The sequence below is a fragment of the Variovorax sp. P2_H12 genome, assembly GCF_056403395.1.
This window is the reverse complement of the sequence record NZ_JBFUFO010000021.1, coordinates 40,099-56,032: the sequence shown is the minus strand read 5'-3', so window position 1 is coordinate 56,032 and position 15,934 is coordinate 40,099. Positions and strand designations below refer to the sequence as shown.

At 62.7% G+C, this 15,934-nt stretch carries 16 protein-coding genes; 15 read left to right on the top strand and 1 reads right to left on the bottom strand.

Annotated features, from left to right (window positions below; all coding sequences use genetic code 11):
• Positions 1–3: 3 nt before the first annotated feature.
• The 5 genes from AC1DYK_RS16485 to AC1DYK_RS16465 all read left to right on the top strand — a co-directional run bounded on the left by AC1DYK_RS16485 (position 4) and on the right by AC1DYK_RS16465 (position 5,332).
• Complete coding sequence (locus tag AC1DYK_RS16485; RefSeq protein ID WP_478167303.1) at positions 4–876, top strand: TauD/TfdA dioxygenase family protein; 873 nt, start codon at positions 4–6, stop codon at positions 874–876.
• On the top strand, positions 877–1,719 hold the full coding sequence (locus tag AC1DYK_RS16480; RefSeq protein ID WP_478167302.1) for an alpha/beta fold hydrolase: 843 nt from the start codon (positions 877–879) through the stop codon (positions 1,717–1,719).
• Positions 1,716–3,197: an aldehyde dehydrogenase family protein gene (locus AC1DYK_RS16475; protein WP_478167301.1), complete on the top strand. Its 1,482-nt coding sequence runs from the start codon at positions 1,716–1,718 to the stop codon at positions 3,195–3,197. The genes AC1DYK_RS16480 and AC1DYK_RS16475 overlap by 4 nt, the downstream gene beginning before the upstream one ends.
• Positions 3,198–3,271: 74 nt before the next feature.
• A complete protein-coding gene (locus tag AC1DYK_RS16470) occupies positions 3,272–4,060 on the top strand; it encodes a phosphosulfolactate synthase (RefSeq protein ID WP_478167300.1) in 789 nt (262 codons plus the stop codon).
• Between the two features lie 495 nt (positions 4,061–4,555).
• On the top strand, positions 4,556–5,332 hold the full coding sequence (locus tag AC1DYK_RS16465; protein ID WP_478167299.1) for an enoyl-CoA hydratase/isomerase family protein: 777 nt from the start codon (positions 4,556–4,558) through the stop codon (positions 5,330–5,332).
• A gap of 76 nt (positions 5,333–5,408) precedes the next feature.
• On the opposite strand, the gene AC1DYK_RS16460 is transcribed toward AC1DYK_RS16465, so the two are convergent.
• Entirely contained in the window at positions 5,409–5,996 is a 588-nt protein-coding gene (locus tag AC1DYK_RS16460; protein ID WP_478167298.1) for a TetR/AcrR family transcriptional regulator, read from the bottom strand.
• Positions 5,997–6,159: 163 nt separating this feature from the next.
• Between AC1DYK_RS16460 and AC1DYK_RS16455 the strand changes: the two genes are divergently transcribed.
• Genes AC1DYK_RS16455 through AC1DYK_RS16410 form a run of 10 tightly spaced genes read left to right on the top strand, consistent with a single transcriptional unit; the run spans position 6,160 to position 15,932 of the window.
• The gene (locus AC1DYK_RS16455) at positions 6,160–6,621 is read left to right on the top strand and encodes a MaoC/PaaZ C-terminal domain-containing protein (protein ID WP_478167297.1); all 462 of its coding nucleotides are present in this window, start codon (positions 6,160–6,162) and stop codon (positions 6,619–6,621) included.
• A complete protein-coding gene (locus AC1DYK_RS16450) occupies positions 6,618–7,385 on the top strand; it encodes an enoyl-CoA hydratase/isomerase family protein (RefSeq protein WP_478167296.1) in 768 nt (255 codons plus the stop codon). The genes AC1DYK_RS16455 and AC1DYK_RS16450 overlap by 4 nt, the downstream gene beginning before the upstream one ends.
• A 1-nt stretch (position 7,386) precedes the next feature.
• On the top strand, positions 7,387–7,770 hold the full coding sequence (locus AC1DYK_RS16445; protein WP_478167295.1) for a Zn-ribbon domain-containing OB-fold protein: 384 nt from the start codon (positions 7,387–7,389) through the stop codon (positions 7,768–7,770).
• Positions 7,767–8,921: an acetyl-CoA acetyltransferase gene (locus AC1DYK_RS16440; RefSeq protein WP_478167294.1), complete on the top strand. Its 1,155-nt coding sequence runs from the start codon at positions 7,767–7,769 to the stop codon at positions 8,919–8,921. The genes AC1DYK_RS16445 and AC1DYK_RS16440 overlap by 4 nt, the downstream gene beginning before the upstream one ends.
• Positions 8,922–8,926: 5 nt before the next feature.
• The gene (gene paaN, locus AC1DYK_RS16435) at positions 8,927–10,594 is read left to right on the top strand and encodes a phenylacetic acid degradation protein PaaN (protein WP_478167293.1); all 1,668 of its coding nucleotides are present in this window, start codon (positions 8,927–8,929) and stop codon (positions 10,592–10,594) included.
• 31 nt (positions 10,595–10,625) lie between these two features.
• The gene (locus AC1DYK_RS16430) at positions 10,626–11,957 is read left to right on the top strand and encodes a phenylacetate--CoA ligase family protein (protein ID WP_478167292.1); all 1,332 of its coding nucleotides are present in this window, start codon (positions 10,626–10,628) and stop codon (positions 11,955–11,957) included.
• A gap of 17 nt (positions 11,958–11,974) precedes the next feature.
• Complete coding sequence (locus AC1DYK_RS16425) at positions 11,975–13,162, top strand: CaiB/BaiF CoA transferase family protein (RefSeq protein ID WP_478167291.1); 1,188 nt, start codon at positions 11,975–11,977, stop codon at positions 13,160–13,162.
• A gap of 57 nt (positions 13,163–13,219) precedes the next feature.
• Entirely contained in the window at positions 13,220–14,311 is a 1,092-nt protein-coding gene (locus AC1DYK_RS16420; protein ID WP_478167290.1) for a hypothetical protein, read from the top strand.
• 5 nt (positions 14,312–14,316) lie between these two features.
• Positions 14,317–14,916, top strand: a complete 600-nt coding sequence (locus tag AC1DYK_RS16415; protein ID WP_478167289.1) for a TetR/AcrR family transcriptional regulator — start codon at positions 14,317–14,319, stop codon at positions 14,914–14,916.
• Entirely contained in the window at positions 14,916–15,932 is a 1,017-nt protein-coding gene (locus tag AC1DYK_RS16410) for a 2Fe-2S iron-sulfur cluster-binding protein (protein ID WP_478167345.1), read from the top strand. Before AC1DYK_RS16415 ends, AC1DYK_RS16410 begins: the two co-directional genes overlap by 1 nt.
• Positions 15,933–15,934: the final 2 nt, after the last annotated feature.

The following is a 15,934-nucleotide window of genomic DNA, read 5'->3' as shown; positions in this document are numbered from 1 at the left end:
GCTATGAATTTTCAAATCAAACCCCTTTCCCCCGTGATGGGCGCCGAAGTGATCGGCGTGGATCTGGCCAAGCCGTTGTCGGATGCGGATTTTGAGCAGATCAGACAGGCTTGGCTGCAGCATTTGCTGCTTGTCTTTCGCGATCAGGAACTCACACCGGAGCAGCACATGGCGTTCAGCGAGCGCCTCGGGCCACTGCAAATCCATTTCGCCAAGAAGTTCCTGCTGCCGGAGCATCCAGAGATCTATGTGCTGTCGAACATCGTGAAGGAAGGACAGCCGATGGCCAAGGGGTCGACGCCCTACTGGCACACGGACCTCTCATATCTCGCAAAGCCCGCGGCGGCCTCAATGCTGTACGGCCGTGAGGTGCCGGACACCGGGGGGGACACACTGTATTCCAACATGTACCTGGCGTTCGCAGGGCTGCCCGCGAAGATCCGCGAGCAGGTATTGACACTAAAGGCCGTCCACAACATGAGCGAATTTCCGGCTCGGTATGAACGCAAGTATGGCCAGCCGCTCACGCCCGGTCAGAGCGAAATCTACGCATTGGCGGCGCATCTGCCGGACGTCACCCATCCATTAGTAATCAAGCACCCTGACACTGGCAAGCCGGCGTTGTACCTGAACGAAGGCTTCACCACAAGGATCCTGGGTGTGTCGGAGCAAGAGAGCGATGACTTGCTCGGTTCTTTGAACGAGCACTATAAGAAGGAGTCCTTCGTTTACCGTCACAAATGGCGCCGGCACGATGCCAATCTCTGGGACAACCGGTGCACCAACCACTCGGCCACCGGCGGGTACAAAGCTCCCCTGTATCGCCTTATGCACCGCACCACCATTGGAGCGGTGGAGCTACTGCCGGCGGTTTAGATGACGTACATCAACAGCGGTGCGGTCCGGCTTCATTGCACGTCCATTGGTGCTGGGCCGCCTGTCGTCTTTCTGCACGAGCTTGCCGGAGATGGACGTTCCTGGGAGCCGCAAGTCCACGCTTTGGCCGCGGCGTGGCGGTGCACGACCTTCAATGCTCGCGGATATCCTCCATCGGACGTGCCCCAGTCGCCGGACGCCTACTCCACGTGCCATGCAGTGGACGACCTGATCGCTGTCATGGACGCATGCGAGATCGAGGCGGCGCATCTGGTGGGTACGAGCATGGGGGCGTACGTCGCCTTGCAGTTTGCCCTGCGGCACTCCGCACGGGTCAAGAGCATCGTCGCTTGCGCAGTGGGCTCGGGCTCGCCCCCGGACAGCCAGGAAGCCTTTCGACGTGGCGCCGTCGAATTCGCGGAGCGCTTCCGTCGGGAGGGGGCTGAATCGGCCGGCCGCGCCTATGCATTGGCTGGCTCACGACGCCTACTCCGGGAGAAGGATCCGCTCTCCTTCGTGAAATTCGAGGCTTTCTGCATCCAGATGGACGCGTATGCCGCTGAGTGCATTCTCAGGGCTCAGGCTGCGCGCGAATCGCTGCACGCCCAGCGGGATCTCCTCGCGGCAATCGATGTGCCGGTGCTGGTGATCACAGGCGACGAGGACAAGGCTTGCCTGAAAACCGGGGTCTTCTTGAAGGAGATCGTCCCGCGCGCGCAGCTGGCAGTGCTGCCGCGCACGGGTCACGTGCCTATGCGGGAAGAGCCAGAAATCTTCAATCGAATGCTGCAGCAGTTTCTGCGGTATGCCGAGGCAGGAACATGGAAGGACGAGACGAGATGATCGAAAGCACTACTACACAGGCCCACGAGAAAATGCTGATCGGCGCCGAGTGGGTCGAGGCTGCGAGCGGGGAGACCTTTGCGGTCGAGAATCCCTGCGTGCGGGAGGCTATTGCTCGCGTTCCACGCGCCTCGGCTATCGACGTCGATCTTGCGGTCAAAGCGGCCGCTGAGGCTTTTCCGTCCTGGCGTCGGACCGCACCCCGGGAGAGGGGGCGGCTGCTGATGCGCATCGCAGATCAGCTGGACGCGCAGGCGGAGGAAATGGCGCGAACGCTAGCGTGCGAGACCGGAAACGCCATCCGCACGCAGTCGCGGCCGGAAGCACGTTTTGCGGCAGACGTGTTCCGCTACTTCGGCGGCCTCGCAGGCGAGTTGAAAGGGCATTCGATCCCGTTGGCCTCGAACGTGATTAGCTTCACCCAACGCGAGCCACTCGGCGTTGTTGCCGCCATCGTTCCATGGAATGGGCCGCTGCTTCTCACTGCGTTGAAGGTGGCGCCGGCCATCTGCGCCGGCAATACGATTGTGGTCAAGACCGCCGAGGATGCGCCGCTGGCGACGCTTAGACTTGCGCGAATTTGCTCGGAGGTACTGCCCCCAGGAGTGGTCAACATGCTCACCGGTTACGGAGCGGAGGCCGGAGCGGCGCTCGCGCAACATCCACAGGTGAGGAAGATATCCTTCACCGGCTCCACCGCGGTGGGGCAAACGATCATGCGAGCGGCTGCCGACAACATTGCCCCGGTGTCGCTCGAACTTGGCGGCAAGAGCCCTTCCATTGTGTTTCCCGACGCCAACGAGGACTGGGCGGTGAAGGGCGTGATGGATTCGATGCGCTTCACCCGGCAGAGTCAGTCGTGCACAGCGGGATCGCGATTGTTCGTGCACGAACGCATCTTCGACTCCTTCGTTTCGTCCCTGGTAGAGAAAACCAAGGAGCTCACGATCGGCGATGCCCTCGACGAGGCCACCGACATTGGCTCCCTCATCAACCAGAAGCAGCACGCCCGCGTCTGCAGCTATATCGAAGAAGGCATGGGGCTGACCAAGCCCTTGCTGGGTGGTTTGCCGCCCAGAGAGGGTCCGCTCTCGAAGGGCTACTACGCGGTGCCCACGATCTTCGCGCCTGGAAAGAACGACTGGCGCCTGTCGCAGGAAGAGATCTTCGGACCGGTGCTGATGGTCATTCCCTGGAAGGATGTGGATGACGCGATCGAAATGGCCAATGCGAGCCACTATGGCCTGGCCGCCTATGTCTGGACGAAGGACTTTCAGCTCGGGCTGCGCACGGCTCAGTCGATCGAGTCAGGCTGGGTGCAGGTCAATCGCGGCCTCGGCCAGATCCTGGGGCAACCCTACGGCGGGATCAAAAAGAGCGGTATTGGTCGTGAATTTTCGCTGGAGGGAATGCTGGAGAGCTTCACCACCGAGAAGGCGATCACGCTTTCGCTTGACGCCTATCTTCCGACTCTCTGAACCGCGGCCAGCGGCACCGGACAAACCGCTGCTTGCAGTGCCGATGCCTTTCCGTTTACGCAAGGACATGCAGCATGGAACCATTCTCCTTCTTGGCATTGACTCCGAAACGCACACGAGAGAAGCCACGTGCGACGGGCCTCACGATGGTTATCGACAATGGTCTGCCAAATGGGCAGCTCGAGGATGTCTTACGAACCTGTGGCGCATTCATCGACCTCGCGAAATTCAAGTGCGGTACGGCTCGCCTATACGATCGGGCGACCCTTGTAGACAAGTTGCGCATTTACCGGCAGGCGCGTGTCAAGGCCTTTCTCGGAGGGCAGTTCCACGAGTACGTTTTTGCCACCGAAGGCGAAGCCAAGCTTGGGCACTTCTATGAAGAGGCGCTGAGCCTCGGCTTCTCGACGCTGGAGATTTCCGACAATCTGGTCCCCTTGTCTGCGCAGCAGCGTCGCCGCCAGATCGAGCGCGCCGTCAGCGCGGGGCTGGAGGTGATCGGGGAAGTGGGATCCAAGGAGTCCCAAAGCAACCCCGCACTGTTGATCGAGCAGGCCGAGCTTTGCCTTGAATCTGGTGCGGCAATCGTTTTGATCGAAGCGGCGGAGCTCGTCGAGGATGGAGAGGTGAAGCGCGAAGTGCTTGACCTGATCAAGCGTCGCTTGCCTCTGAGCAAGGTGATGATCGAACTTGCCGGACCTTGGATTCCGGGTGTCAGACTGTGCGACGTCGAGGAGATGAAAAAGAAGGTCCTCAAGGAGTTTGGCCCGGACGCGAACTTGGCGAATGTTGAGATGCACGATGCGTTTGACCTCGAGGCACAGCGCGTCGGTCTTGGCCCCGCCGGGCCCCTTTCTCAATAGCGGCGGCTCGCCGACCGATGAATTTGCGCACAGTCGCGGCGAGCCATCTACGCGCATTGGCGCTGACTGTCGCACCATTCTCCCGGCGAGGCTATTGCTTTCAACTGAAGTCGCAATGTCAAACAGGTATTTTTGTGTGGGGTGGAGGAGCCGAATGCTTGACGCCACCAGTGTGAGCAGTTGGGCATTCCCGATCTGGGGACGGGGGTTGGTGTTAGCTGCGGTGCTCGGTCCTGCGATCTGGCAGCGGAGCACATTGCGGTTGGGGGGCGGGACTTCGCAGAAGTTCTGAGCCGCTCGCCGGATGCATTCTTTTCCCGCGCTCGACGACCGTCGCTGGTGCTGCCGGTGGGTGCCCCTATTGGCCTTTTCATATGTTGTAAGCGAGGATGACGAGCCTTTGTCCTGACTGCACTTCTCCCACTGCCCAAGCGCAAGCGACGCGCGCTCAAACCCACTGCGGCCATGCAGGCCGAAGCAATTTCACTCTGAACCATGATCCCTACCTTAGACGGCCTGCCCCGGTTCGAGTCGGGCGATGGCATCGCGCGCATCACCCTCGCGCGGGCGTCACAACGCAATCGTCTGCAGAACGAGGATTTGATCGAGCTTGCGAAGCTGTTTCGCCGCATCGACGCCGATCGCAGCATCCGGGTTGTCGTGGTGGGGGCCGACGTGCTGCCGCAGCGGCCTGTGTTCAGCGCGGGCTACAACCTCGGCGATCTGCACAGCGGCTCCGCACCGGACGACTTCGAGGAGCTCGTGCAGCAACTGGAGCAACTGCGACCTGTCACGATCTGCATGCTCAATGGAAGTGTCTACGGCGGCGCGACCGATCTTGTGTTGGCCTGCGACCTTGCCTTGGCAGCCGAGGGCGTCGAGCTCCGTATGGTCGCCGCGGCGCTGGGCCTGCATTTCTATCCGAGTGGGCTGATGCGCTACGTGTCGCGCCTGGGGGTAACGGCTGCCAAACGCGCGTTGCTCACTGCGCAAGCGCTTGACGCTGCAACGCTGTTGAAGATGGGGTGCGTGCAGGAATTGGTGCCATCTCAAGACCTTCCCTGGCGGGTGAACCAACTGGCATCAGAGATCGCTGCGCTTGCGCCGCTGGCATTGGAGTCGCTCAAGCAGACGCTGAATGAGCTCGCCCGTGGCGATGTCGATTTGGCGCGCATCCGAAGCCGCCAACAGCGAACCATGGACAGCCAGGACTTTAGGGAGGGGCGGCTCGCCATGCAGGAACGTCGCCGCCCTGTGTGGAAGGGATGTTGAGCACGCGGCTGGCCAGCGAGTACTGGGCCCCGTCGAAGAAAGGCCACAGGTCTGGAATAGGGATTTTCTCGACGAATCACAGCAGCCCGTGCAAACAGAGATCGCTCGCCTGTTCGACCAGGGTATCGAGCTTGAACTTGCCGGCCGGTTTGTACCAGGTGTATGTCCAGTTCAGCATGCCGTAGATGAGCATGGCATGCGAAGTGGCCACTTGGCGGTCTTTGAATCGATCGGCGTTGAGTTCCGCCAAGATGACCGCCAGGATACTGACCAGTTTGTGCTCAGCCCGCTTCACGAAAGCGCGTGCCTCCGCGGGGAGATGGTCCGAGTCTTCGATCAGCACCTTGTGCCGGTCCTGGTGTTCGAAGTAGTAGTGCAAGTGCACGTGAAGGTACTCACGGAATTTGAGCGCCGGCTGCAGCTCGGCCCCGCCGACGTGCTTGGCGATGTTGACAAGACCAGAGACATGCGTTTCCAGCATCTCCTGCAACATCACGTCCTTGGAAGGGAAGTAATGGTACATGCGTGACTTCGATGCATTGCATGCCTGCCCAATGTCAATGATGTTGGTGTTGCGAAACCCCTTGTCCGCAAACAGTCGGGCCGCTGCGGTGAGGATCTGCTCCTTCACGTCGTCGAAGTTCTCTGCTTTGGTGCGCGCCATGTCTCGCCTTGCATGTGTTCTCCGACTTTAGCAGACGCCGTTCGAAGCTTTGTCAACCCGTGCTTACCAGTGAATGCCGGCAATGTTTTTGCGGGACAGCAGGAATAAGATTGACCATCTGGACGGAATATTTTAAATTGGCGGCACTCCAACCTACAAACGCATGAACTTCTTGCACAAACATTTCGACGAGATTCAAGTCGGCGAGCGCTTTCGCACAAGGGGGCGAACCATCACCGAGTCGGACATCGTCCAGTGGTGCGCGCTCACGGGGGACTGGAACGTCCTGCACACGGATGCGCATTCCGCCGCCCGCAGCCGTTTCGGCCAGCGCATCGCACCCGGCCTGCTCGTGCAGGCGTATGCGGCGGGCCTCGGTGTTCCAGCGGATGCACCGGCCATCATCGCCAACTACGGAACGGACGCTCTTCGGTTCACCGCCCCCACGTTCATCGGCGACACGCTGCACTTGGAAGCCGAAGTCCGCTCCAAGAGGGAGAAGAGGGCGGGTCGTGACGGCGTCGTCTTGATGGGCTGGAACATGTTCAACCAGAACGGAGTGATGGTGATGGCCAGCGATCTGCAGATCCTGGTCGCCTGCCGTCCCAGGGAGGACAAGGCATGAGCAAAGCAATCGAGATCACCCGAGAGGGCGACGTATGCGTCGTTACGCTGAACCGGCCGGAAGCGCGCAATAGCCTGTCTGTGGACGAGATGGGTGAGGTCGGCACCGCCTTCGAACGCGCGGATCGCGACGGCGCACGCTGTGTGCTGGTGCGAGGCGCGGGCAGGGCGTTCTGCGCGGGTCGCGACCTCAAGGACACCAAGCCTGGCGGCGAGGATACCTATGGGATCGTCAATACGAGGATCAACCCGTCCCTGCGCAAGGTTCGCGATTGCGGCGTCCCGACTATTGCCGCCGTGCAGGGTCCGGCCCTCGGATTCGGCTTCGGCTTGGCGATGGCATGCGACATCGTCGTAGCAGCCGATGACGCTCTGCTGGGAAGTCCCTTTCGAAATATCGGACTGATTCTCGACTCCGGGGGGCACTTTGCACTCAGGGAGAGGGTCGGGCGCCACCGCGCTGCGGAAATCATCCTGCTCGGAACGATCATGAGTGGACGCGAGGCCGCTCAAATGGGCATGGTGAACCGCAGCGTTGGCGCCGCGGACCTGATGGCCACGGCCATGAAAATGGCGGCGCTCGCCGCCAGCGGCCCGACGGCGGCCTTCCGGGCGAGCAAGGAGATCCTGCGTGATCCGGGCGGGTGGGACGAACTGACCGAACTGGAAGCAGTACACCAAGCGCGGCTGATGGACACGCAAGACGCCCGTGAAGGCATCGAGGCGTTCAAGGCCAAGCGCAGGCCTTCCTTCCGGGGCAGCTGAAGTGGCGGACTACACCTTCGCATCGCCTGGCAAGAGCGCCAGGCAGATCTTCCTGGAGGGCCTGGAGCAGGGGCGGCTTCTCTATCAGTTCGACGAGTCCGCCCAGCGCGCGGTTTTCTATCCACGCGAGGTGGGGCCCAGCGGCGAGCGTGAAGCCCTGATCTGGAAGGAAAGCGGCGGCGTGGGCACCATCTATTCGTTCACGGTGCTGCACAAGGCGCAGGCGCAGAACAACATCGTCCTGGTCGATCTCGACGAAGGCTTCCGGATGATGTCGACAATGGTGAACTGCGCCCCGGACAGGCTGAAGATCGGCCTGCGGGTGTGGGCCAAGATCGAGCCGGCTGAGGAGGGCTGCCGCCTGGTCTACGAGGTTGCCGAATGATCGCCGACCTGCGCGCAAGTACGGCGATCGTGGGCGTCGCCACGGGGGGATTTCCCCAGATGCCGGCCGGCTCCTCGCCGCTGGACATCATGGCGCTCGCCAGCGCGGCCGCCCTCGCGGACGCAGGCCTGCGCCTGCAGGACGTGGACGCTGTGTTCGCCGCCGGCCTGCAGCTATTCATGCCGACCCTCAGCCTGTGCGAGTACCTGGGCATCTGCCCGAAGTACACGGATTCGACACAGATCGGAGGCGGGGCTTTTCTCGCGCACCTGAATCACGCCCAGGCGGCCATTGCGGCCGGCTTGTGCGAGGTGGCGCTGATCGCGTACGGCAGCACCCAACGCTCGGGCGCTTCCAAGTTCACTACGCATTCGGAGGCGAATCCCTACGAGACGCCCTACGGCTACCCCGGGCCAGCGGCGGGCTATGCCATGGTGGCGCAGCGTCACATGCACCAGTACGGCACGACGCGCGAGCAGCTGGCCGAAGTCGCCGTGAGTGCACGCCAGTGGGCCCGCCTGAATCCCGACGCTCCGGACAAGAGCGAGCTGACGGTGGAGCAGGTCGTCAACGCCAGGCGCGTCGCCGATCCCTTCACCGTGCGGGACTGCTGCTTGGTGACCGACGGCGGCGGAGCCGTCGTGCTTGTGTCTGCCCGGAGGGCGCGGTCGCTTCGCCGCCGGCCGGTGTTCCTGCTGGGCGCGGGCGAGGCGGTGAGTCACCGCAGCATCGCCCAGATGCCCGATCTGGCCACCACGGTGGCCGGTGAATCCGCCCGGAGGGCGTTTCAGTCCGCCCGCTTGAGGCCTGCGGATGTGGACGTGGTCCAGTTCTACGACGCATTCACGATAATGCCTCCGCTCTTTGCCGAAGACTGCGGCTTCTGCGCCAAGGGCGAGGGCGGCGCCTTCCTGGCGGGCGGCCGATGCGCTCCCGGCGGCGCGTTCCCGATGAACACCAACGGCGGCGGACTGTCGTTCGGGCATCCGGGCATGTACGGCATCTTCACGATTGTGGAGAGCGTCTTGCAGCTTTGGGGCGACTGCGGCGAGCGCCAGGTGGAGGGAGCCGAGGTCGCCTTGGCGCACGCCCCTGGTGGCTACATGTCCAGCCAGTCGACCGTGATATTCGGAACAGAAGAGACCCTCTGACAGCCATGAACCTTGAACAACTGCAGCGAGCGCACGCGCCCATGCTGGATCGCGCCATCCGCGCCATCGCCGAGCGCACCTACTACAGTGCCTTTCCGGAAAGCCATGACGACCCTGCCTACGGCACCGATGCGCGTGCGCGCGGTCAGGCCGCATTTCGCGGCCACCTCGAGCGCCGCTTTCCACTGGACACGGAACTCACTGAGCACATCGACGGAGAGGCCGCGAGCCCCTACGGGCTGAAACTCTCGCTTCGCTATAGCGATCTGCCGGTGGATTTCGCAGTGCAGCGGGCCCGCCAGGCGCTCGGCCCCTGGTCGGCGATTCACTTCGAGCAACGCGCCGGCGTCTGCATTGAAATCCTGAACCGGTTGCTGTCGCGGGCCTTCGAGATGGCGGAAGCTTCGATGCACACAAGCGGCCAGCCGTTTGGCATGGCCTTCCAAGCGGCGACAGCGCACGCGCTTGAGCGGGCGCTGGAAGCGATCGCCTATGCCGTGCGCGAAATGCGCGCCCTTCCCGCTCGCGTCCTGTGGGAAAAGCCAGCCGGCAAGAATTCGGTCCGCATCGAGAAGACCTTCGACGTGGCCCCGCGTGGCATTGCTGTGGCGATCGGATGTTCCACCTTCCCCACCTGGAACACTTATCCGGGGGTGTTTGCCAGCCTGGTGGCCGGCAACCCTGTGATCATCAAGCCGCATCCTGGAGCGATCCTGCCGCTGGCGATTTTCGTGCAGACGGCCCAGGCGGTGCTGCACGAGCTCGGGCTTGATCCCCACTCGGTTCAGCTTATGGTGGACTCGGCTGCGCGGCCCAAGACCAAGGAGCTGGCGCTGCATTCCGAGGTGCGCCTGATCGACTTCACAGGGTCGACCGCTTTCGGCGACTGGTTGGAGCGAGAAGCGCGCCAGGCCGTGGTGTTCACCGAAAAGGCGGGCGTCAACCCGATCGTGATCGACAGCACTGCGGACTTCAATGGCATGGTGCGCAACATTGCGGTGAGTTTGTCGCTCTACAGCGGCCAGATGTGTACGACGCCGCAAAACATCTATGTGCCTGCCGGCGGAATCGGTTCGCCAGACGGAGTACGCTCGGCCGACGAGTTCCGCGCGGCCCTGGTTGCAGCCATTGAGAAGATGACGGCCGACCCGAAACGGGCGCTTGACCTCCTGGGTACGATCCACTCGACGGATACGCAGGACAGGCTCGACGCAGCGGCGGAACTTGCGGAGCCGCTGCTTTGTTCGCGCCGCCTGCAGCACCCCGAATGGCCAGACGCCAGGATGAGCGCGCCCGCCGTGCTGCGTTCGCGTGCTTCCGACAGCGAGGCAGCAGGCCGGGAGCACTTCGGTGCGATCAGCTTTGTCATAGACGTGCAGGACGCGGCCGAAGGCCTGCTTCGCGCGGAAGAGATCGTCATCCGCAAAGGTGCCATCAGTTGGTCAGTCTATTCGGTGGACGAGGGCTTCATCCGGCAAGCGAAAGCGGCCGCGGCGCGGGCTGGCGCCCACCTCAGCCTGAACCTCACCGGCACCGTCCTTGTCAATCAATCCGCGGCCTTCAGCGACTTCCATGTGAGCGGGCGCAACCCGGCGGGCAGCGCCAGCCTCAGCGATGCGATGTTCGTGCTTCCGCGCTTCAGCGTGGTCCAGACCCGCCGCTTTCTGGCCTGAACCATCAGCCTTACTACTTCCGGAGACAACCTTGATCGCAACGCCAGCCACCCACCCGGACGACTTCCTGGACCGGGAGTCCGTTCTCAAAATCCAAGACCAGAAGCTAAAAGCGCTCGGCGAGCGTTTGGCGAACTCGGACGACTGGGTCAACTACTTCCTGAAGGCCGGGGGCATGCATCCGCTTGATCTGAGCGATCGCGCGTCGCTCGCGGAATTGCCGACACTGGAGAAGTCCGACCTTCGACAACGTTACCCGTACCCCTTCCTCACCGTGCCAATCGAAAAGGTGCAGCGCTTTGCCGCCACCTCGGGAACCACGGGGCTACCCGTGATGTTTGGCTTCAGCAAGAAGGATTGGCAAGTCACGGTGGTCAAGCAAATGAGCCGTATCCTGCGCGCTGTGGGCGTGAAGCCTGGGGACCGGGTCTACCAGGGCTACGGTTATGGCCTATGGACAGGCGGCACCACGATGGACGAAGTGCTGGCCAGCTATGGGGGCGTCAATTTCCCCATCGGGCCCGGGCGGGGCGAACTCGTTGTGCAGTGGCTGAAGGACCATGCTTACGACGTAACCACCATGTCCCCTTTGTGGCTGATGACGCTGATCACGCTAGCCAAAAAGCAGGGCATCGATCCGCGGCGGGATTGGAAGCTACGGATCGGCATCCTCGGGGGACAGTCCGTCTCGGCCACTTTCCGCGAAGAAATGGAAGCCATGATGCCCGCCGGCTTCAAGGCCTACAACGTCTATGGCACGACCGAAGCGGGTGGCCCCGTGCTTGGCATCTCCTGTCCTCACTCGCATACCTCGGACGAGATGCACCTGATCAACGACGATTCCGTGCTGACAGAGGTCGTGGATCCCAAGACGCTCAAGCCGGTTGCCCCCGGCGAGGTCGGCGAGATCGTCGTCACCACGCTCGACAAGGAGGCTTCCCCAGTGCTGCGCTGGCGCACCCGTGATTTGACGCGCCTGTCCAGCAATCCTTACGGCTGCGCCTGCGGGCGCACGGGCTTTCCGCTCATCGGCCGCATCATCGGTCGCAGCGACGACATGATCAAGGTGCGCGGCGTGATGGTGTTCCCCTCTCAGATCGAGGATGTGCTCACCGGCATCGAGGGCACCGTCAAGGAGGCATGGCAGGTCTACGTCGACAAGAAGGATGCAGAAGGCGCGCTCGACGACGTGGAAGTGGCCTTCGAGCGCATGACCGGCTGCTCGTCCACTGAGGAGCAGCTCGTCGCCGAGTTGAAGGCGCGCCTGAAGTCGCGACTGGGTGTGTCGTGCAAGGTGGTGTGCCATTCGGAAGGATTCCTGCCGCGGTACGAAGCCAAGGCCGTGCGGGTGCTTCACCGCTGAGCGACCAGGAGCCGGACATGGGAGCACTAGGCGGACTGAAGGTCATTGACCTTTCGCGCGTTCTCGGCGGGCCATACTGCACGCAGCTGTTGGCGGACCACGGCGCCACCGTGGTGAAGATCGAGCCGCCGCAGGGTGACGAGACTCGTGACTGGGGGCCGCCCTTCCAGGGCGATGCGGCCTCCTACTTTCTCGGGGTGAACCGCAATAAGCAAGGCATGGCGCTTGATCTCACGCGCGAGGAGGGCCGCGAGGTGCTCCTGACCTTGCTGGCCGATGCCGATGTACTGGTGGAAAATTTCAAACCTGGCACCCTGGACCGTTGGGGCCTCGGCTATGAGCAATGCCTGGCGCGCAAGTTTCCGCGCCTGGTGCATTGCCGTGTCTCAGGTTTCGGCAGTGAGGGGCCGATGGGCGGACTGCCAGGTTACGACGCCGTGGTGCAGGCCATGTGCGGCCTGATGTCGATCAATGGCGAAAAAGGGGGAGGCCCCCTGCGCCTTGGGGTGCCTGTGGTGGACATCGTCACGGGCCTCAATGCCGCCATCGGCGTTCTGCTGGCGCTGCAGGAACGCCAGCGCTCTGGCCACGGGCAGTTCGTCGAGGCCACGCTGTTCGATTCCGGTCTGTCGCTGATGCACCCGCATGTTCCAAACTACCTGCTGTCTGGAAAGGTGGCGCGGCCCAGCGGAAATGCCCACCCCAACATCTGTCCCTACGATGCTTTCTCCACCAGCACCTGCCATGTTTTCCTGGCAGTCGGCAACGATGCCCAGTTCACCCGGATGTGCGCTCTTCTCGGTGCGGAAGAGCTGGCCAGCGACGCGCGATTCCGCACCAACGGCGCCAGGTTGGCGCATGCGGCGGAACTGCGTGGAGCGCTTGAGCAGCTGATGGAGCCGCTGGACGGGGTGGAGCTGGCCGCACGGCTCATGGAACGCGGCGTGCCTTGCGGACCGGTGCTGGATGTCCAGGGAGCATTGATGCATCCGCATGCGGCTTCGCGCGGTAGCCTGGTCGAGCTTGCAGAGTATCAGGGCGTGGCATCCCCCGTGTCCTTGTCGCGCACGCCGCCCAGCTACCGCAGCGTTCCTCCGAGCTTCGCGCGGGACACCACCGAAGTGTTGCGCGCTGCCGGCTATGAGGAGCGTGCCATCGAGGAGCTCAGGAATAGCGGCATCACCCCGAACAAGCGGGTCATTTAATTGACCGTCTGGACGGGTAATGTTAAGATTCGTGCACGACACTTGAAAGGTTAAGAAATGGCTGCCACCGAAGAGACCATGGAACAGCTTGCGCAATCCGCGCAGCGTCCGCCCGAGCTGTACACCGAGATGCCAAGCCCCGAGAAGCTTCTGTTCCAGCGCGAGGGGGCGCCCGCCATCGAAGCGAAGAACATCTTTCCGCTGGAATGGATCGTCAACACGCCCAAGCTATACGAGATCTACGACGGTGCGCGCGATCCAGGCTGGGCGCCCAACACGCTTCCTTGGGACACGCTGGATCCGTCCAAATTCACGCAGGACCAGCGCTACGCGATCGCCTACTGGTTCTCCCTGCTGTCCGTCTTCGACGGATCAGGTCCGGTGGTGTTCGCGCGTACGCTCATCCACACCTATGAGTCGAAAGAAGAGGATCCGATCCGGAAATGCTTCTTCTCAGTAGTGCGCGATGAGATGAACCACGAGGAGGTCTGCGGTCGCGCGATCAAGGCGATGACCCCCGACGGCCCTCTCGGCTACGAGCCCACCACGCCGCTCGGCAAGCTCGCGCGCAACAATGTGGAATGGCTGTACTACAACGGTTCGCGCTACTGGAGTGGCTTCAACACAGCGGTGGACAAATACTCTCTGCCCATCCTGTTCACCTCGTTCCTGTTCGGCGAGGTTGCTTCCAGCACGCTGTTCCACGGCATGTACCAGAACACCACGATCCCGGTGTTCAAGGAGGCTTTCAAACGCATCGGCCAGGATGAAGGCCGTCACCTGGGCATCTGCCTGGCGGTGCTGCAAAAGCTGCTGCCCGTGCTCACCGACGAAGACAAGGAAATGATCACGATCCAGCTGCGTGCCGGCTTCGTGTTCCTCTCCGGTGTCCTGTACGAGCCGCCCGAGCAGTTCTGGAAGCTCCCCAAGACCTTCATCCCCGCCCAGCGGCATCTGGAGGATGTCGCGCGCAGCGCCGGCCTCGGGGTGCTGACGCTGGAAGAGCGGCGTGAAAACTGGAAGACGGCCGTGCTGCGCATGAAGGCCAATCTGGATCCCTATGGCATCGAATTCCCGGCGCTGCCCGAAGTCGGCATCGACGGCAAGGAAACGGTGTACGACCCAGACAAGATCATCCCGATCTTCTGACGCCCATGGCTCGAACCGTCAGCGAACACTTCGATGCGCAGAAAGAACTCATTCTGGATGGCGCCGTGGAAGTCTTCGCCACCGAGGGCTTCGCGCAGACCTCCAAGAACCGGATTGCCGAGCGGGCGTGCATATCCAAGTCCCTGATCTACCACTACTACCCGGGCAAGAAAACCCTGCTGTTCGAGGCGATGCTGGGCTACCCGAGCCGTCTGTCGGCGGAGATCGCCAGCGTTGGCGAGCAGCCGTGTGAACGCAAGCGGCACCGGCTGCTGCAGGAGTATCGAGTTGCACGCTTTCACCACATGATCCTGATGAACGAGGTACGCAACTTGCTGAAGGTGCAACAGGAGCAGGTCCTGGCGCTCCAAAAGGCCGTCGTCGACGACATGCGCGCGGCCATCGAATGTTGTCTGCCGGGCGCGACCGGTGAGGATCTCAAGGCAGTCACCATGCTGGTGTTCGGCATGGTCAACTGGATCCACACTTGGTACTCCGAAAGCGGTCCAGTGTCCCATGCCAAGCTCGTCCAGTTGGTGGACATCATGGTGTGTGGCGCCATGCGTGGACTCGCCAATGGCGCCGGCGCGAGGAGCGAGGCGTGATGGGAGAGGTGCAAGAACGCGAAGTCCGCGTCCTGAACAACGGCGTCTGCTTCAAGGTGAAGAGCGGCGACAGCATCCTGGACGCCGCGCTTGCGCAAGGAATACAGTTGCCCCACCAGTGCCGAGGCGCCTCGTGCGGTGAGTGCAAGTCGCGCGTGCTGAAGGGCAGCGTGGACCACGGCTGGGCGCTGGGTTTTGCGATCACCGAGGAGGAAAAGGCTCAGGGACTGTGCCTGGCGTGCCAGGCCAAGCCGCTCACTGACATCGTCGAGATCGAAACGCTACGCCCGGTGGGCGCCGCCGCGATGGTGGTTCAGACGCCGGCGACCGTGCTGGCCAACTTTCAACTCACGCCGCGGGTGGTCCAGCTCGTGGTCGCGCCCGAGCGAACGGTGCCGTATGAGGCGGGCAGCTACGCGGAGCTGGTGTTGCCCGGCATCCATCCGAATCGTGTTTACAGCTTCACCACGCCGCCGCGCAGCGACGGCGCGCTCGAGTTCTTCGTGGCGCTGCACCCCGGTGGCAAGGCCAGCGGCTACATCCACGGCGAGTTGCAGGTGGGCGACCGCATCGAGATCAAGGCCCCCTTTGGAAGCTGCCGCATGCCGGAAGGAGGGGGACCAGTGCTGGGACTGGCCGGCGGCACGGGCCTGGCGCCGGTACTTGCCTTGTTCGAGCAGAGTCTTCACGGCGGTTCGGCAGCCAAGCACCAGCTGGTCTTTTCCGTGCGCGAGGACGCCGAGGTGTTCGCGCTGGAGCGGCTCGAATCGCTATCCCGGACCTTTGCTCATTTCAGCTATGCGCTCGTCGTGACCGACGGGCCCAGTCGCCACTGTGCGAAGCAGCAGTTCGCCCCACAGTGGTTGCGCGAGAAGTTCCGCACGCTGGCTGGACACCGAGCGGTGATCGGTGGCTCACCCGGTTTCGTGCAGGCGTGCTCGCAAACATGCCGCGAACTCGGCATGGACGGTGCCGCGATGGCCACCGACAGTTTCAACCCGCAAGAGTCCAACTAAGG

Bases quoted from the DNA above. Each gene is read 5' to 3' on its own strand.
- paaN (WP_478167293.1), top strand. From the start codon at position 8,927: ATGAACCTTGAACAACTGCAGCGAGCGCACGCGCCCATGCTGGATCGC.
- AC1DYK_RS16470 (WP_478167300.1), top strand. From the start codon at position 3,272: ATGGAACCATTCTCCTTCTTGGCATTGACTCCGAAACGCACACGAGAG.
- AC1DYK_RS16475 (WP_478167301.1), top strand. From the start codon at position 1,716: ATGATCGAAAGCACTACTACACAGGCCCACGAGAAAATGCTGATCGGC.
- AC1DYK_RS16455 (WP_478167297.1), top strand. From the start codon at position 6,160: ATGAACTTCTTGCACAAACATTTCGACGAGATTCAAGTCGGCGAGCGC.
- AC1DYK_RS16440 (WP_478167294.1), top strand. From the start codon at position 7,767: ATGATCGCCGACCTGCGCGCAAGTACGGCGATCGTGGGCGTCGCCACG.
- AC1DYK_RS16425 (WP_478167291.1), top strand. From the start codon at position 11,975: ATGGGAGCACTAGGCGGACTGAAGGTCATTGACCTTTCGCGCGTTCTC.
- AC1DYK_RS16410 (WP_478167345.1), top strand. From the start codon at position 14,916: ATGGGAGAGGTGCAAGAACGCGAAGTCCGCGTCCTGAACAACGGCGTC.
- AC1DYK_RS16420 (WP_478167290.1), top strand. From the start codon at position 13,220: ATGGCTGCCACCGAAGAGACCATGGAACAGCTTGCGCAATCCGCGCAG.
- AC1DYK_RS16415 (WP_478167289.1), top strand. From the start codon at position 14,317: ATGGCTCGAACCGTCAGCGAACACTTCGATGCGCAGAAAGAACTCATT.
- AC1DYK_RS16450 (WP_478167296.1), top strand. From the start codon at position 6,618: ATGAGCAAAGCAATCGAGATCACCCGAGAGGGCGACGTATGCGTCGTT.
- AC1DYK_RS16460 (WP_478167298.1), bottom strand. From the start codon at position 5,996: ATGGCGCGCACCAAAGCAGAGAACTTCGACGACGTGAAGGAGCAGATC.
- AC1DYK_RS16485 (WP_478167303.1), top strand. From the start codon at position 4: ATGAATTTTCAAATCAAACCCCTTTCCCCCGTGATGGGCGCCGAAGTG.
- AC1DYK_RS16465 (WP_478167299.1), top strand. From the start codon at position 4,556: ATGATCCCTACCTTAGACGGCCTGCCCCGGTTCGAGTCGGGCGATGGC.
- AC1DYK_RS16480 (WP_478167302.1), top strand. From the start codon at position 877: ATGACGTACATCAACAGCGGTGCGGTCCGGCTTCATTGCACGTCCATT.